14 protein-coding genes and 1 pseudogene are annotated in these 15,969 nt (G+C 68.5%); 12 read left to right on the top strand and 3 right to left on the bottom strand.

Annotation, left to right across the window (positions count from 1 at the left end; all coding sequences use genetic code 11):
• Positions 1–268: 268 nt before the first annotated feature.
• Positions 269–2,212, bottom strand: a pseudogene (locus H0264_RS39165) (DEAD/DEAH box helicase); the annotation flags it as partial.
• A 175-nt stretch (positions 2,213–2,387) separates the two neighbouring features.
• Here H0264_RS39165 and H0264_RS07030 point away from each other — a divergent pair.
• The gene (locus H0264_RS07030; RefSeq protein ID WP_276514533.1) at positions 2,388–2,933 is read left to right on the top strand and encodes a histidine phosphatase family protein; all 546 of its coding nucleotides are present in this window, start codon (positions 2,388–2,390) and stop codon (positions 2,931–2,933) included.
• 60 nt (positions 2,934–2,993) lie between these two features.
• On the opposite strand, the gene H0264_RS07035 is transcribed toward H0264_RS07030, so the two are convergent.
• Positions 2,994–3,596 (bottom strand): TetR/AcrR family transcriptional regulator, encoded by a 603-nt coding sequence (locus H0264_RS07035; RefSeq protein ID WP_181583213.1) that lies wholly within the window; start codon positions 3,594–3,596, stop codon positions 2,994–2,996.
• A 70-nt stretch (positions 3,597–3,666) separates the two neighbouring features.
• Between H0264_RS07035 and H0264_RS07040 the strand changes: the two genes are divergently transcribed.
• From H0264_RS07040 to H0264_RS07065, 6 genes are all read left to right on the top strand, one after another.
• Positions 3,667–4,632 carry a patatin-like phospholipase family protein gene (locus H0264_RS07040; protein ID WP_181583214.1) on the top strand — a complete coding sequence of 322 codons (966 nt, stop codon included), beginning with the start codon at positions 3,667–3,669 and terminating at the stop codon, positions 4,630–4,632.
• Positions 4,629–5,483 (top strand): SDR family oxidoreductase, encoded by an 855-nt coding sequence (locus H0264_RS07045; protein WP_181583215.1) that lies wholly within the window; start codon positions 4,629–4,631, stop codon positions 5,481–5,483. Before H0264_RS07040 ends, H0264_RS07045 begins: the two co-directional genes overlap by 4 nt.
• Positions 5,484–5,817: 334 nt before the next feature.
• Positions 5,818–6,417, top strand: coding sequence for a hypothetical protein (locus H0264_RS07050; protein ID WP_181583216.1), 600 nt, complete (start codon positions 5,818–5,820; stop codon positions 6,415–6,417).
• A 71-nt stretch (positions 6,418–6,488) separates the two neighbouring features.
• Positions 6,489–7,160: an LppX_LprAFG lipoprotein gene (locus H0264_RS07055; RefSeq protein ID WP_181583217.1), complete on the top strand. Its 672-nt coding sequence runs from the start codon at positions 6,489–6,491 to the stop codon at positions 7,158–7,160.
• Positions 7,157–7,930: an ABC transporter ATP-binding protein gene (locus H0264_RS07060; protein WP_181583218.1), complete on the top strand. Its 774-nt coding sequence runs from the start codon at positions 7,157–7,159 to the stop codon at positions 7,928–7,930. The genes H0264_RS07055 and H0264_RS07060 overlap by 4 nt, the downstream gene beginning before the upstream one ends.
• Positions 7,930–8,667, top strand: coding sequence for an ABC transporter permease (locus H0264_RS07065; protein WP_181583219.1), 738 nt, complete (start codon positions 7,930–7,932; stop codon positions 8,665–8,667). Before H0264_RS07060 ends, H0264_RS07065 begins: the two co-directional genes overlap by 1 nt.
• Positions 8,668–8,671: 4 nt before the next feature.
• Here the strand turns inward: H0264_RS07065 and amaB are convergent, their stop codons facing one another.
• A complete protein-coding gene (gene amaB, locus H0264_RS07070; protein ID WP_181583220.1) occupies positions 8,672–10,201 on the bottom strand; it encodes an L-piperidine-6-carboxylate dehydrogenase in 1,530 nt (509 codons plus the stop codon).
• Between the two features lie 58 nt (positions 10,202–10,259).
• Between amaB and H0264_RS07075 the strand changes: the two genes are divergently transcribed.
• The 5 genes from H0264_RS07075 to H0264_RS07095 all read left to right on the top strand — a co-directional run bounded on the left by H0264_RS07075 (position 10,260) and on the right by H0264_RS07095 (position 15,932).
• Entirely contained in the window at positions 10,260–10,712 is a 453-nt protein-coding gene (locus H0264_RS07075) for an Lrp/AsnC family transcriptional regulator (protein WP_067720610.1), read from the top strand.
• Between the two features lie 109 nt (positions 10,713–10,821).
• A complete protein-coding gene (gene lat / locus H0264_RS07080) occupies positions 10,822–12,114 on the top strand; it encodes an L-lysine 6-transaminase (RefSeq protein ID WP_420832082.1) in 1,293 nt (430 codons plus the stop codon).
• Positions 12,115–12,388: 274 nt separating this feature from the next.
• Positions 12,389–13,576: a YVTN family beta-propeller repeat protein gene (locus H0264_RS07085; RefSeq protein WP_181583222.1), complete on the top strand. Its 1,188-nt coding sequence runs from the start codon at positions 12,389–12,391 to the stop codon at positions 13,574–13,576.
• A 182-nt stretch (positions 13,577–13,758) separates the two neighbouring features.
• Complete coding sequence (locus H0264_RS07090) at positions 13,759–15,396, top strand: acyl-CoA carboxylase subunit beta (protein ID WP_181583223.1); 1,638 nt, start codon at positions 13,759–13,761, stop codon at positions 15,394–15,396.
• A 218-nt stretch (positions 15,397–15,614) separates the two neighbouring features.
• A complete protein-coding gene (locus H0264_RS07095; RefSeq protein WP_181585341.1) occupies positions 15,615–15,932 on the top strand; it encodes an acyl-CoA carboxylase subunit epsilon in 318 nt (105 codons plus the stop codon).
• Positions 15,933–15,969: the final 37 nt, after the last annotated feature.

Below are 15,969 nucleotides of genomic sequence, written 5' to 3' on the forward strand. Positions count from 1 at the left end.
TGGGAGGCTCCCCACCCTGGGCTCGGCCGCGCGTTGCCGCGTCGTCCTGCGATGTCGCCGCGCGGTCCGTCTCGCCGGAGTGGGCGGAGGGCAGTGCGCCGCGCTCGAGGGTCTGTTCCGCATCGCGGACGAATTCGTCCAGGGCAGCGCCCAAGTGGATGGGATCGAGTCGGTCCGAGCCTTTCGCGCCTGCCCGTGGGCGGGCACTGCTGTCCGAGGTCGCACGTGCGCCGCGCGGGAGCTGCTCCACGGCCTGACCCGCCACGCGGACGAATTCGCCCAGGGCAGCGCCCAATTCGGCGGGGCGGCCGAGGGAGTCGCCGTGCCAGAAGGGGAGGCGGCCGGGGAGGCCGAAGGCGGGGGTGACCAGGACTCGGTCGAAGGTGATCTCTTCGATACGCCAGCTCGTCGCGCCGAGGGCGAAGACGTCGCCCACACGGGATTCGTAGACCATCTCCTCGTCGAGTTCGCCTACGCGGGAGGCTTTCTCGCCGACCATGAAGACCGGGAAGAGGCCGCGGTCGGGGATTGCGCCACCGGAGGTCACCGCCAGACGCTGGGCGCCGGGGCGGCCGGTGAGGGTGCCCGCGTCGCGATCCCAGACGATGCGGGGGCGCAGTTCGGCGAACTCGTCGGAGGGGTAGCGGCCGGACAGCAGGTCCAGCACCGACTCGTAGGCCGAACGGGGCAGGGCCGCATAGCTTCCCGTGCCGCGCACCGTCTCGAACCAGGCGTCGGCGTCGAGTGGTTCCAGCGCACAGGCGGCCACCGTCTGCTGGGCGAGAATATCGAGGGGATGGGCGGGGACGGCGAGCTTCTCGATCTGCCCGGCCGTCATGCGGATGGACGAGACCGCGCAGTGGATGACGTCGGTGCGATGCTTGGGGAAGATGACGCCGCGCGAGATCTCACCGACCTGATGCCCGGCGCGCCCCACCCGCTGCAGACCGCTCGCCACCGAGGGCGGCGCCTCCACCTGCACCACCAATTCGACTGCACCCATGTCGATCCCGAGCTCCAGGCTGCTGGTGGCCACCACACAGCGCAACCGCCCGCTCTTGAGATCGTCCTCGATGATCGCGCGCTGCTCCTTGCTCACCGACCCGTGGTGAGCGCGCGCCAAAAGCGTTGTCGCCCCGTGGATCACCTCGGTGGACGCGCCCAGTTGCGCGGGCGGCTTGTGCTCGGTCGCCACCGCCTCGCCGATGCGTGCCGCGTACGCCTCGTTCAACCGCGCCGTGAGCCGCTCCGACAGCCGCCGCGAATTCGCGAACACGATCGAGGACCGATGCTCCAGCACCAGATCCACGATCGCCTCGTCCACATGCGGCCAGATCGAGCCGGGCTGATCCGAATCCTCGCCGCCCGCATCGGGTTCGGTCATATCCGCGACCGGCACCCGCACCGACAGATCGAACGTCTTGGGGGCGGGCGGCGCGACGATCGTGATGGGCGCGCTACCCACCAGGAACCGCCCGACCTCCTCCGGCGGCCGCACCGTCGCCGACAAACCGATCCGCTGAACGGGCCGCTCCGTCAACGTATCCAGACGCGCCAGCGAAAGTGCCAGGTGTGCCCCCCGTTTCGACCCGGCGATAGCGTGCACCTCGTCCACGATCACCGTGTGCACACCGCTGAGCGTCTCCCGCGCCGCCGAGGTGAGCATGAGGAACAGCGATTCCGGCGTGGTGATCAGAATGTCCGGCGGCGTGCGCTGCATACTCCGCCGATCCGCCGCACTGGTATCGCCCGAACGCACGCCCACCCGGATTTCCGGCGCGTCCAGCCCCAGCCGCTTGGCCGTCTGCGTCACCCCCACCAGCGGTGCTCGCAGATTCCGCTCCACATCCACCGCCAGCGCCTTCAGCGGCGAGATATACAGCACCGAGGTCTTACGTGCCGTGCCACCGGCTCCCCGGCGGCTCTCGGCTGCCTCGCCCCCGAGCTCCGGGGCACGCTGTGCGGCATCCCCGCTGGAAGGCCGGGTGGCTCGGCCCCTGGAACTCGGCGCGGCCACCGCCTCCGGTTCGCGCGTGGCCAATTGATCGATCGCCCACAGGAAGGCCGACAGCGTCTTGCCCGACCCGGTCGGCGCGATGACCAGCGTGTGCTCACCCGCCGCAATGGCATTCCACGCCCCGAGCTGGGCGGCCGTGGGCGCGGGGAACGCGCCTTCGAACCACTGCCGAGTCGCGGGGGAGAACCGATCCATGGCCCCAGTGTGCACCGCGGCACCGACACGTCAGGGCCGCACCGCGCTGGTCCGCCGGTCGGCGCGCGGTCGCAGGCCACGGCCGCTGCGCCGGCCTGCCGGTGTCCGATTCCACCCTGAGCGAAGCACGGGCAATCGAAGTACGGCCTTGGCGGCCACGCGTACGCTTCGAACCGTGCAGAAGGTGCTCCGACTCGACTTGGTCAGTCACGGTATGACCGAGGCGATGCGCAAAGCACGATTCCCGGTGGACGAGCCGCTGACCGAGGCGGGCCGCCGCGCCGTCTCCGCATGCGGCCGGTTGCAGGCCGCCCGCGTGCTCACCGCCCCCGAACGCCGCACCGTCGAAACCGCCGCGCTCATGGGTCTGATGGGCGACGAGGACGACCGACTACGCGATCTCGACGCCGGCGCCTGGCGCGGCGGCGAGCTCATGTCGGTGCCGAAGGAGGACCTGTACCAGTGGCTCACCGACCCGTCCTATCGCGGCCACGGCGGTGAATCGGTGACGGATGTGCTCGAGCGCACCGGCGAATGGCTGGCCGATATCGCGGTGGAGGGTGAGCCGACGATCGCCATCACCCACCCGGCGGTGATCCGTGCCGCGCTGCTGGTCACCCTGGACGCACCCGCGAAGTCGTTCTGGCGCATCGACGTTCCACCGGTGAGCGTCACCCGCCTGCACTATCGCGGCGAATGGACCCTCCACTTCCGGGCTTGATATTCCCCAGGGGCTCCGCCCCCGGACCCCCGGAATCGGGGGCGCTGCCCCCGGCCCCCGTTACTGGGTGGGGTGCTGTGCGGGCGTGATCAACACTCGCACGGCATCGGTGATGAGGCGGGCCGGCAGGCTCGGATCGAGGGCACGCTGTATGCCCAGTCCCAGTCCGAGGCTCAGCACCGAGGTGGCGGCGTCCTCAGTCGACATGGGCAGTTCGATGCCGAGTGAGTCAGCCAGCGATTGCAGTTGCGCGGCGACCGTGCCGCGCATCAGCGACAGGTTCGATACCAGGGCCGCCTCCAGGATCGGATCGTCGCGGGCTACAGTCGCGAATTCGAGTTCGAGCCTGGTCCATCCGACATCGCCGAGGGTGCGTTCGGCCCAGCCCTGGAATCGTTCCAGGCGTTGCTCGAGGCTGCCCTCCTCGATCAGCTCGCTGACCTCACCGAACTTTGTTTCGTGGATGAGCCCCAGCACCTCCAGGCACAGCTCGGATTTGGTCTTGAAGTTGGAGTAGACCGCGCCCTTGGAGTACCCCGCCTCTTCGGCGACGCGTTCCAGGCTGGTCTTGGCGTAGCCGTCGGTCAGGAACAGATCGCGCGCCGTGGCGAGCAGATCCGCGCGCGTGCGGGCCTGGCTTTCGGACCGGGTGAGTCGTGCCATGCGCCGAATTCTATGCGAAAACCGGTTTCGGGATACCGCCAGTATCCGAAAACTGTTAGTGTTCGAGACTATGAGTAACAGGAACGGGTCACAGCGACGTGGCCTGGCCATCGGATGCGGCGGCACGGTCGGCATGGCGTGGATCGTCGCGGCGCTGGCCTCGGTGCGCGACGTATTGGACTGGGATCCCCGCGAAGCCGACGTCATGATCGGCACCTCCGCCGGCGCCGAGGCGCTCACCATGCTCGGCAGCGGCATCGGCGTGGACGAGCTGGTCGCCATGCAGAACGGGACCTCCACCAACCCGATCCTCACCGCCCACATGCGCAGCGAACCCGGGCGCATCCCGCCGCTGCCCAAGCCGCGCCTGCGGTCCGGCGCGCTGGGCCGCTCCGCACGGGAACTACTTGCCCGGCCCGGCAACGGCCACGCCCTGCTCACCGCGGGCAGCGGCCTGCTGCCGCAGGGCGGCGGCGACCCGGCCTGGTTGCAGCGCCTGGCCGACCGGCTGAATCCGGGCCGCAGCTGGGTCGAGCATCCGGCCACCTGGCTGGTGGCCATGGACGACGCCACCGGCGAACGCGTCGCCTTCGGTTCGCCGTCCGCGCCGGACGCGAGTCTCGGTGCGGCACTGCGGGCTTCGTGGGCCGTCCCCGGCTGGCTCCCGGCCGTGCCGATCGCGGGCCGCACCTTCATCGACGGCGGCGCGGCCTCCACCGCGTCGGTCGACCTGCTCATCCCGGCCGATCTCGACGAGGTCGTGGTGATCGCCCCGATGGCCTCCACCGGCCGCATCCCCGCCGCCAGTGCGGGCCACTTCCTGGAACGTCAGCTGCGCAATCGCATGAGCGAGAAGCTGGACGCCGAGATCGCGCTGATCCGCGCGGCGGGCACCAAGGTGCTCCGAATCGACGCCACCGCAGCGGATCTCGCGGTCATGGGCCCCAATTTCATGGACGGCCGCCGCCGTCTCGCCACCTTCGAGCACAGCCTGAAGAGCACCCGCCGGGCGCTGGAACAAGGGAGTTTCGCATGAGTGTCTTCGGAAGCGGTTATCCCGCAATCGAATTGAAGGGCGCGCGGGTGCTGATCACCGGTGCGGGCCGCGGCATCGGCGAGCAGACGGCCGTCCTGTTCGCGAGCAGGGGCGCCGAGGTCGGCATTGCCGACGTGGACACCGCCGCCGCACAGAGCGTCGCGGCGTCGCTGGGCGGCAAGGCTTTCGACCTCGACGTGCGCCATCGTGAGCAGTGGGATCGGGTGGTGGCCGAGTTCGGCCGCGTCGACATCCTGGTCAACAATGCCGGCGTCATGCCCGCGGGAGCCTTTCTGGACGAACCGGATTCGGTCGGCCGCGCCGCCATGGACATCAATGTGTGGGGCCTGATCCACGGCATGCGCGCCGTCGCGCCCGGCATGATCGACCGCGGGCACGGGCACATCGTGAACGTGGCCTCCCTGGCCGGCAAGATCCCGATCGCGGGCCTGGCCGTCTACAACGCGAGCAAGTTCGCGGCCGTGGGACTCTCCGCCGCAACACGTTTGGAGTTCGCCCCGGCGGGCGTCAGCGTCAGCTGCGTCATGCCCTCGGCCGTGCGCACCCGCCTGTCGTCGGGCCTGGCCCTCGGCAACGGCATGCCCACCGTGGACCCGGAGGATGTGGCCGCCGCCATCGTCAACACCGTGCGCACCCGCCGCGCCGAAGTGGCCGTGCCGAACTACCTGGGCCCCATCGACGTCGCCCTGGCCGCCGCCCCGGAGCCCGCGGTGCGCCTGGTGCGCAGGCTCTTCAACGGCGACCGCGCCCTGCACCCGGCCGACACCGTCACCCGCGCGGCCTACGAAAACCAGATCCGCTCCATCGCCGACGACAACACGCCGGACTGACCCCCGCGTCGAGCAGGGGCGAGCCGCGGTACCCCGACGGCCCCGGACCGGAAGGCCCGGGGCCGTCCGGTGTCCCACACCGATATCGCCTTGGCCCCTGCTGTGCGGCGCTGGTAGCGTGCGGGCTGCGATACCCGGTGCGCAGGCGGCGGATACTTCGAAATTTTGGGACGGCGTCCCTCGCGGGTTCGAATCCCGTCGTTCGCCTCGGCGAACGTGGCTGAGCGGCCGAAAGCGGAATTCCAACGGCCGCTGCCGAACTCGATCTCGGGTAACGCATCGGCCGGGCCGTGCGCCCGGCATGCGACAACGCTGTTCTGGAGGTCCGGGGGAAATGGCAGTTCGCACTGGGGCACTCGTCGCCGCGGCGGCAGTGCTGCTGGGGGAAGCGCTGTGGGTGCTGCTCGCGCACGGAGAACTCGGCTGGCCGACGGCGACCGCGGTCGTGATCATCGGCATCGCGGTCATGACGCGAAATCGCTGGAGTCCGGCCACCATCGGCGTCCGGGTGGTGATCGCCCTGCTGTTCCTCGGTTCGGTCGCCGACCGATTCGGCCTGCTCGGTGAGCCCGGCGCACCCGGCGTCTCCTGGGGCGAGTACGACGCATTCGTGGACTACACGCGAAAGTTGTTGCCCGGCTTCCTGGATTGGTCCGCGCCGACCGCCGCCCTCACGGCGACGGTGCTGGAAACCGTCCTGGGATTCGGGCTGCTCGTCAGCATCAAGATCCGCTATGTCGCCGCCGCCTCCGGCGCGCTGCTGACGGGATTCCTGATCGCCATGTGGACCTCGGTCGGCTTCGGCGACATGATGTCCTACGCCGTGCCCGTACTGGTCGCCGGTGCGGCACTGGTCGCCACAGCGCCGCGGCATGACGACGCCGTTCGGGCGGACGGCGCGGCCGAGAGCCTCCCCACCGCCCTGACCTCTTAGCCACCCGGCCCTCTAGCCGTGCGGGCCGTCGGTGTCGTACTGTCCCAGCCAGTAAGGTTGGGAGGTGGCCGATGGGACGGCGTATCAGCCGGATTCGGCACACTCTGCTGGTGGTGGCGCTGACCGGGGTGCTGGCGGCCTGCGGTGACGGCTCCGGGGGACTGCCCGATGCCGGATTGATCATGCGGGATGCGGCTATCGCCAGCCGGCATATGAAATCGGCGCACATCGTGCTGACCGCCACCGGATCCGTGCCGGGCTTTCCCTTCCAGCGCTTGGAAGCCGATGTGACGACGGGTGGCAGCGAGGTGAGCGGCGCGGCGACAACCATGCTCGGGCAGGTGATTTCGTTCGTGCAGCGGGACGGCGCGCTGTACGGCCGCGAACCCGACGGCACCCTGCGCCCCCTGCCCGCCGGGACCGCGCGCCCGCCGGGCATGCTCGGCCCCGGTGGATTCGCCCGGTTGCTCGACGATCTGCGCGACCCCCGGACCACCGAACGCGGCGAGTTCGAGGGGACCGACGCCTTCCGCATCCAGGCCGAGGTACCCGCCGAAACCATTGCGGCCCTGCTCCCGACGGCGAATACCGCGGCCACCCTGTCGACCTGGATCCGGGTGCGCGGCGTGCGCGTACCCCTGCGCACCGTCCTGGAATTCCCGGGCGGCGGCACCCTCGGCATTCAGGTCGCACGCTCCACCACACCGGCGAATACCACTACCGGACAGGCGAATCCGAAATGACGACAGCGATCCGGGTGACCGATCTGGTGGTGGAACGCGCCCGGCAGCGCGTCATCGACCAGGTGAGCTTCGAGATTCCGGCGGGCAGCGTCACCGGACTGCTCGGCCCCAGCGGCTCCGGCAAGACCACGCTGTTGCGCGCCATCGTCGGTGTGCAGCGTATTCGTTCCGGAACCATCCAGGTGCTCGGAATGCCAGCGGGCACAGCCGAATTGCGCCGTCGCGTCGGATACGTGACGCAGCAGCCATCCGTCTACGGCGACCTCACCGTGCGCCAGAACGCCCGCTACTTCGCGCTCATCCAGGGCGCGGGCGCGACCGCCGCCGACACCGCCATCCGTGACGTCGGACTCGCGGATTTCGCCAGCCGCCGGGTGGATTCGCTCTCCGGCGGGCAACGCGCCCGGGTGTCCCTGGCCTGCGCGATGCTGGCGAATCCCGATGTGCTGATCCTCGACGAACCGACCGTCGGCCTGGATCCCGTGCTGCGCCGCGATATCTGGCAGCAGTTCCACGCCCTCGCCGACTCCGGCACCACGCTACTGGTGTCCAGCCACGTCATGGACGAGGCCGACCGCTGCGAGCGGCTCCTGCTGCTGCGCGAGGGCCGCCTGCTCGCCTACGAGACGCCCGACGAACTCCGGGCCACCACCGCCGCCCCCGACCTGGAAGAGGCGTTCCTGCGGCTCATCCTGCGCCAGGCAGACCCCTCGGGCCAGAAACCGGTCCCGCCCCCGGAACCGTCGCCGAACCGAAAGAGCCTGGCCTGATGTCGATCTCACTGCTTCTCGGCACCGCGCTGCGCGTGCTCACCCAGATCCGCAACGATCGCCGCACCATCGTCATCGTGCTGGCCATCCCGTCGGCCCTGCTCACCCTGCTGCGCTTCGTCTTCGACGACCGCCTCGACATCTTCGATCAGGTGGGCCTGATGCTGCTCGGCGTCTTCCCCTTCACCTCCATGTTCCTCATCACCAGCGTCGCCATGCTGCGCGAACGCATCGGCGGCACCCTCGAGCGCCTGCTCAGCACGCCGCTGCACAAACTCGACCTGCTCTTCGGTTACGCGGTCGCCTTCGCCCTGCTGGCCACCGTGCAGGCGGCCATCGCGGTCGCCATCGCCTACGGGCTGCTGGGGTTGCGCAGTCAAGGCGGTATTCCCACGGTGCTGCTCATCGCGGTCTGCACGGCCATCCTCGGCTCCTGCACCGGTCTGTTCACCAGTGCCTTCGCGCGGACCGAATTCCAGGCCCTGCAGTTCGCCCCGCTCGTGGTGTTCCCGCAGGCCCTGCTGTGCGGCTTGATCTGGCCACGCGAGGAGATGGCCCCGGTCCTGCAATGGGTCAGCAACGCACTGCCTTTGCGTTACGCGGTGTCCGCGCTCAACGAGGTCAGCATTTTCCCCGAACCCACCACTCTGCTGTGGCGCGATCTGCTCGTGGTTCTGGTCTTCGGCGTGGTCACCCTGGTCGGTGGTGCGGCGACCCTGCGCCGCCGCACCAGCTGAGCCGCTATTCGAACTTGATCCCTTGGGCCAGTGGGAGTTCCGACGAGTAGTTGACCGTGTTGGTGGCCCGCCGCATGTACGACTTCCACGAGTCGGATCCGGATTCGCGTCCGCCGCCGGTCTGCTTCTCGCCGCCGAAGGCGCCGCCGATCTCCGCGCCGGAGGTGCCGATATTGACATTGGCTATGCCGCAATCGGATCCGTTGGCCGCCAGGAAACGTTCGGCCTCCCGCTGGTGCTGCGTGAAGATCGAGGACGAAAGGCCCTGCGGGACACCGTTGTGCAGCTCGATGGCGGCGTCCAGATCGTGGTAGGTGAGCACGTAGAGGATGGGTGCGAAGGTCTCCTCGCGGACCACGGCCGTCTGCGCCGGCATGCGCACCACGGCCGGTCGCACGTAGTAGGCGTCGTCGCCGAAACCTTCGACTCGCTCACCGCCGCAGATCAATTCGCCGCCATCGGCCAGGGCGCGCCGGATGGCGTCCTGCATGGCGCGGTAGGAGCGGCCGTTGATCAGCGGACCGACGAGAACCCCGTCGTCGAGCGGATTGCCCACGCGCAGTTGGCGATACGCGGCCGCGATGCGATCCACCAGTGGGCCGACCACGTCGACGTGCGTGATCAGCCTGCGCAGCGTGGTGCACCGCTGCCCGGCCGTGCCTGCCGCAGCGAAAACAATTGCGCGCGAAGCCAGATCGAGATCCGCCGAGGGCGTCACCACCGCGGCGTTGTTGCCGCCGAGCTCCAGCAGGCACCGGCCGAAGCGGGCGGCCACGCGCGGTGCGACGATGCCGCCCATGCGCACCGACCCGGTGGCGCTGACCAGGGCCACGCGCGGATCGTCCACCAGCTGTGCGCCGACCTCGGATCCGCCCTGAATCAGTTGGTGCACTTCGGGATCCAGTCCTACCTCGACGGCAGCGCGCCGCAGCAGGCTGTGACAGGCGTGCGCGGTCAACGGCGTCGCCTCCGACGGTTTCCACACCACCGTGTCCCCGCACACCAGCGCCAGCGCGGTATTCCACGCCCACACCGCGACCGGGAAGTTGAAGGCGGAGATCACCCCCACCACGCCGAGCGGATGCCAGGTCTCCATGAGCCGGTGCCCGGGGCGTTCCGACGGCATGGTCCTGCCGTACAGCTGCCGCGAAAGACCCACGGCGAATTCGCAGATGTCGATCATCTCCTGGACTTCGCCGCGCGCCTCCGCGCCGATCTTGCCCGCCTCCAGCGTGACCAGTTCGCCCAGTTCATCGAGGTGCAGGGCCAGGAGTTCGGCGAGTCGGCGCACCACCGCGGCCCGGCGTGGCGCGGGCACGACACGCCAGTCGCGAAAGGCGGTGGCGGCCCGCTCGATTGCGCTGTCCACGTCGCCCGCCGTGCTCGGCCGCAGTGTGCCCAGTTCCTCGCCGGTGATCGGCGTCCGCACCGACAGTTCGCCCGGTTCGGGTGATTCCGCCCCGAGGTTGCGCAGCAACTCCCCGGCGCGGGCTCGTAGTTCACGCGTGTTGCGTTCGGTCGGTGCGGAAGTCATAACAGCTCCAGGGGTAGGTTCCGAGGACGAGTTCGTTTCCCTGAGTTAGCCTTCGCTGATGGCGGATACACCGGCGAAACCTGTACTCGACGACATCGATCGACTGCTGATCCGTGAGCTGATTGCCGATGGTCGCGCCACCCTCTCGAATCTGGCCGAGAAGGCCAACCTATCGGTGTCCGCGGTGCAATCACGGGTGCGGCGACTCGAGGCGCGTGGCGTGATTCGCGGCTACACGGCGAATGTCGATCCGGAAGCCCTGGGACAGATGCTGTCGGCATTCGTCGCCATCACTCCTCTCGACCCGTCGCAGCCGGACGACGCGCCCGCACTGCTGCAGCACATTCCGGGCATCGAGGCCTGCCACTCGGTGGCGGGGGACGAGAGCTACATGCTGCTGGTGCGCGTGGCGTCCCCCCGGCATCTGGAGCAGCTCCTGCAGGAGATCCGTGCGACCGCGAACGTCAGGACTCGAAGCACCATCATTCTGCAGACATTCTATGACAAATAGGTTTGTTTCGTAATTCTTTCGATACTCACGCGCAGAACCGTAAAAATTCATTTACGCTGGGGTGGTGACCCTCGAAACCGATCGGCTCAGGGCGGTTGCCGAAACGCAGCTGGTCACCCCCGCCCGGGTGCACGAAATCCTTGCCGCGAGCATTCTTGCCGACGGCTTCGATCTTGTTCTGGACCTGCGCAAATCGCGCGGACGCCGCCTGGTGGACGCGCGCGACGGCACGGCGTACCTGGACATGTTCGGCTTCTTCGCCTCCTCGGCGCTGGGCATGAACCATCCGGCGCTGCTCGGCGACAAGCGCTTCCTCACCCACCTCACCGAGGCGGCGCTCAACAAGCCCAGCAACTCCGACGTCTACACCGTCGAAATGGCAAGGTTCGTAGACACTTTCGTGCGCGTGCTCGGCGATCCGCGACTGCCGCACCTGTTCTTCATCGACGGCGGCGGGCTCGCGGTCGAGAACGCCCTCAAGGCCGCCTTCGACTGGAAGTCCCGGCACAATGAAATGCACGGGCGCGCACCGGAACTCGGCACCAAGGTGCTGCACCTCACCGGCGCGTTCCACGGCCGCACCGGGTACACCCTCTCGCTCACCAACACCGATCCGGTGAAGACCGCGCGCTTCCCGAAATTCGACTGGCCGCGCATCGACACCCCGTTCCTCGAGCCGGGCCGCGACATCGAGGCCGCCGAACGGCACGCCCTCGACCAGGCCGCCCGCGCCTTCGCCGAAAACCCTGACGACATAGCGTGTTTCATTGCCGAACCCATTCAGGGCGAGGGCGGCGACCGGCACATGCGCCCGCAGTTCCTGCAGGCCGTGCAGCGCCTCTGTCATCAGCACGACGCCCTGTTCATCCTCGACGAGGTGCAGACCGGCGTCGGCATGACCGGAACCCTCTGGGCCTACCGGCAACTCGGCCTCGAACCCGACATCGTCGCCTTCGGCAAGAAGACCCAGGTGTGCGGCATCATGGCCGGCGGCCGCATCGACGAGGTGCCCGACAACGTCTTCCACGTCAGCTCCCGCCTCAACTCCACCTGGGGCGGCAACCTCGCCGACATGGTCCGCTCTCGCCGCATCCTCGAGGTCATCGAGCACGAGGACCTCGCGGCCCGCGCCGCCCGCCTCGGCCCCCACCTCCTGCAACGCCTCATCGAAGTGGCCGAACAGGATTCCCGCGTCACCAACCCCCGCGGCCGCGGACTCATGTGCGCCATCACCCTCGAAACCCCGCAGCTGCGCGACGAAGTCGTGACACGTCTCCGCGAGGAAGAGCAAGTCCTGCTGCTCGGCACCGGCGAGCGCGGCATCCGTTTCCGCCCCCCGCTCACCGTGACGATGGACGAACTGGACGAGGCGGTCGACGCCCTGGCTCGCGTGCTGAGCTGATCGCTCTCGTCATCCCGGCGCGCTTTTGGCCGGGATCGACACGGATAGCGGGCGTTGCTCTGTGGATCCCGGCTAAAAGCATGCCGGGATGACGGGGTGTGGTGTCGCTTGTATTGCGTTGTGCCGCAACCTGTCCGGAATGCGAGGGTTGCAGCGTCAAGCGCGGGTGCGTGTCTGCGCCACACGCGGGGAAGGGGCGGCGCGGGCACCCGTCACCGCCTAGGCTTCGTGCCATGTCAGGTCGCCGCAATGCCGGTGTGACACGGTGCTCCGCGTGACAGCGCGCCGTGCTCGCCTGGGTGTCATCGCTTGCTTCCTCGTCCTCGCCGGCTGCTCGGGCAGTAAGGCCGGAACCGTGGACTCGACGGCCGCCGCGCCGTCAACCACCGTCGCTCCCACCACCGCCGAGGCGGCGGCGAACCTGCTGCCCGGTATGCCGCCGCCGCTCTCGCCGACGGACGTGTATGCCGCGACCCGCGAGCTGAGCCCGGCTGTCGCCGGTCACCTCACGCGCGTGTACGTGCCCAACAGCGAATCGAATTCGGTCACGGTGATCGATCCGGCGACCTTCCAGGTGATCGACACCTACCCGTCGGGCGGCAAGGAGCCGCAGCATGTGGTGCCGTCCTACGACCTGCAGACGCTGTACGTGAACAACGACCTGCCCATCGGCGGCGGCAGCCTGCTGCCCATCGATCCGCGCACCGGTGCGGCGGGGCAACCGATTCCGGTGCGCGACCCGTACAACCTGTACTTCACCCCGGACGGCAGGTACGCCCTCGTCATCGCCGAGGCCGACAAGTCGATCGACATCTACGACCCGCACAGCTGGCAGAAGATCGACGCCATCGCCGTGCCGGACTGCCCCGGCGTCAACCACATGGACTTCACCGCCGACGGCCGCTTCGCGCTCACCAGTTGTGAATTCAGCGGTCGCATGGCGGTGGTCGACATCGCGGCGCTGAGCCTGGTGAAGATGATCGACCTGCCGCAGGGCCGCGGCGGCAAACCGCAGGACGTGAAGCTGTCACCCGACGGCCGCACCTTCTACGTCGCCGACATGGTCGCCGACGGCATCTATGTCTTCGACGCCAAGACCTTCGACAACACCGGCTTCCTGCCCACCGGTCACGGCGCGCACGGCCTCTACGTCACCCGCGACTCCAGGCAGATGCTCATCACCAACCGCCACGAGGGCAGCCTCTCGGTGTGGGACTTCGCCGCCAATGCGCTCGTGCACAAGTGGTTCATCCCCGGCGGCGGCTCCCCGGATATGGGCAATCTGTCCGTGGACGGCCGCGTCTTCTGGGTGGCGGGCCGCTATCACGGCGAGGTCTACGCCATCGACATCGCCGAGTGGAAGCTGCTGGCGCGCATCAAGGTCGGCAACGGCGCGCACGGCCTGACCATCTGGCCGCAGCCCGGCCGCTACTCCACCGGGCACACCGGCGTCATGCGCTGACCCGTTCGAGCCGCCTGGGGAGAGTGAGAAATCTGCCCCTATTTTCTGTAGGGGTTCACAGCAACAATGTCGGAATCGCGCGTCTACCAGGGTGTTTTTGCTGGCGTGTCGTCAATAACAGTACTCGCGAGTAGCCCAGACACGATTACAAATGACCACTGGTACTGGTTACACTCCCCGTCATGACGAGTGTCCAGCAGCAGCCTTCGCCGGGGTCGGCGGGCGCCCCAGATATCCACACCACCGCCGGCAAGCTGGCTGACCTGCGCAATCGGCTGGAAGAGGCCAAGCACCCCATGGGTGAGGCCGCCGTCGACAAGGTGCACGCCAAGGGCAAGATGACCGCGCGCGAGCGCATCCTCGCCCTGCTGGACGAGGGCTCGTTCGTCGAACTCGACGCCCTGGCCCGCCACCGCAGCGTGAACTTCGGTCTCGCCGACCAGCGTCCGCTGGGTGACGGCGTGGTGACCGGCTACGGCACCATCGACGGCCGCGACGTCTGCATCTTCTCCCAGGACGTCACCGTTTTCGGTGGCTCCCTCGGCGAGGTGTACGGCGAGAAGATCGTCAAGGTCATGGACCTGGCACTCAAGACCGGCCGCCCACTGATCGGCATCAACGAGGGCGCGGGCGCGCGCATCCAGGAGGGCGTCGTCTCCCTGGGCCTCTACGGCGAGATCTTCCACCGCAATATCCAGGCCTCCGGCGTGATCCCGCAGATCTCGCTCATCATGGGCCCGGCCGCCGGCGGCCACGTGTACTCGCCGGCGCTGACCGACTTCGTCGTCATGGTCGACCAGACCTCGCAGATGTTCGTCACCGGCCCGGACGTGATCAAGACCGTCACCGGTGAAGAGGTCACCATGGAGGAGCTGGGCGGCGCCCAGACCCACATGGTGAAGTCCGGTGTCGCCCACTACGTCGCCTCCGGCGAGCAGGACGCCCTCGACTACGTGCGCGATCTGCTGAGCTACCTGCCCAGCAACAACCGCGCCGAGGCCCCGCGCTTCCCGTCCTCGAATCCCGTTGCGGGCATCGAGGATTCGCTCACCGAGGCCGATCTGGAACTGGACACCATCGTCCCGGATTCGCCGAACCAGCCGTACGACATGCACGAGGTCATCAAGCGCCTGGTGGACGACGAGGAGTTCCTCGAGGTCCAGGCCGAGCGCGCCATGAACATCATCGTCGGCTTCGCCCGCGTGGACGGCCGCAGCGTCGGCATCGTGGCCAACCAGCCCACCCAGTTCGCGGGCTGCCTGGACATCGACGCCTCGGAGAAGGCCGCGCGCTTCGTGCGCACCTGCGACGCCTTCAATGTCCCGATCATCACCCTGGTGGACGTGCCGGGCTTCCTGCCGGGCACCGGCCAGGAATACAACGGCATCATCCGCCGCGGCGCGAAGCTGCTGTATGCCTACGGTGAGGCCACTGTGGGCAAAATCACCATCATCACCCGCAAGGCCTACGGCGGCGCCTACGACGTCATGGGTTCCAAGCACATGGGCGCCGATGTGAACCTGGCGTGGCCGACGGCGCAGATCGCCGTCATGGGCGCGTCCGGCGCGGTCGGTTTCGTGTACCGCAAGCAGCTGCAGCAGGCGGCCGCCGAGGGCAACGATGTCGACGCGCTGCGCCTCGAGCTGCAGAACGAGTACGAGGACACCCTGGTGAACCCGTACGTGGCGGCTGAGCGCGGTTATGTCGACGCGGTCATCCCGCCGTCGCACACGCGCGGTCAGATCGTCTCGGCGCTGCGGCTGCTCGAGCGCAAGATGGTGTCGCTGCCTCCGAAGAAGCACGGCAACATTCCGCTCTGAATCGACGATATGCGCGGTGTGGGGCGCACACTGACATGTGAGTCAGGTGACTCGTACCGCGCACGATCGCCCTATCCGAGCAAAGATGGTAAGAACGCGGCCCTCGCACTCAGGGGCCGCAACGAATACCGTTTGCGGATTCGGAATGCTTTTCCGGACCGCGGACCGAGCCGCGTGACCCGCGGCGAGTGGACAGGAGGACTGGCGCTGTGACGACCATGGCTGATGAAGAGGTATTGCGCGCCGCCGAACTGGATCTAGCCGTCGATGACGAACTGGCGGACGCAGTCGATACCGCCGTCGCCGCGGCCGAGACGCCCAGCGCTGGGCCGGCCATCCAGATCCTGAAGGGCAATCCGACCGACGTGGAGCTCGCCGCTCTGGTGGCGGTCTTCGCCGCCGCGTCGGCCTCGGCCTCCGCCGCACCGGCCGACAACGGCCCGGCCGACATGTGGGGCCGCCCCACCCTGTCGCACCGCGGCACCGCCCCGTTCTCGCCGTACGCCTTCCCGGCGCTCTCGCACCTGCGGGATTGATCAACTCTCGAAACTCTCAGGGGCTTCGCCCCCCGAA

The sequence above is a fragment of the Nocardia huaxiensis genome, from assembly GCF_013744875.1.
Lineage (GTDB): Bacteria > Actinomycetota > Actinomycetes > Mycobacteriales > Mycobacteriaceae > Nocardia > Nocardia huaxiensis.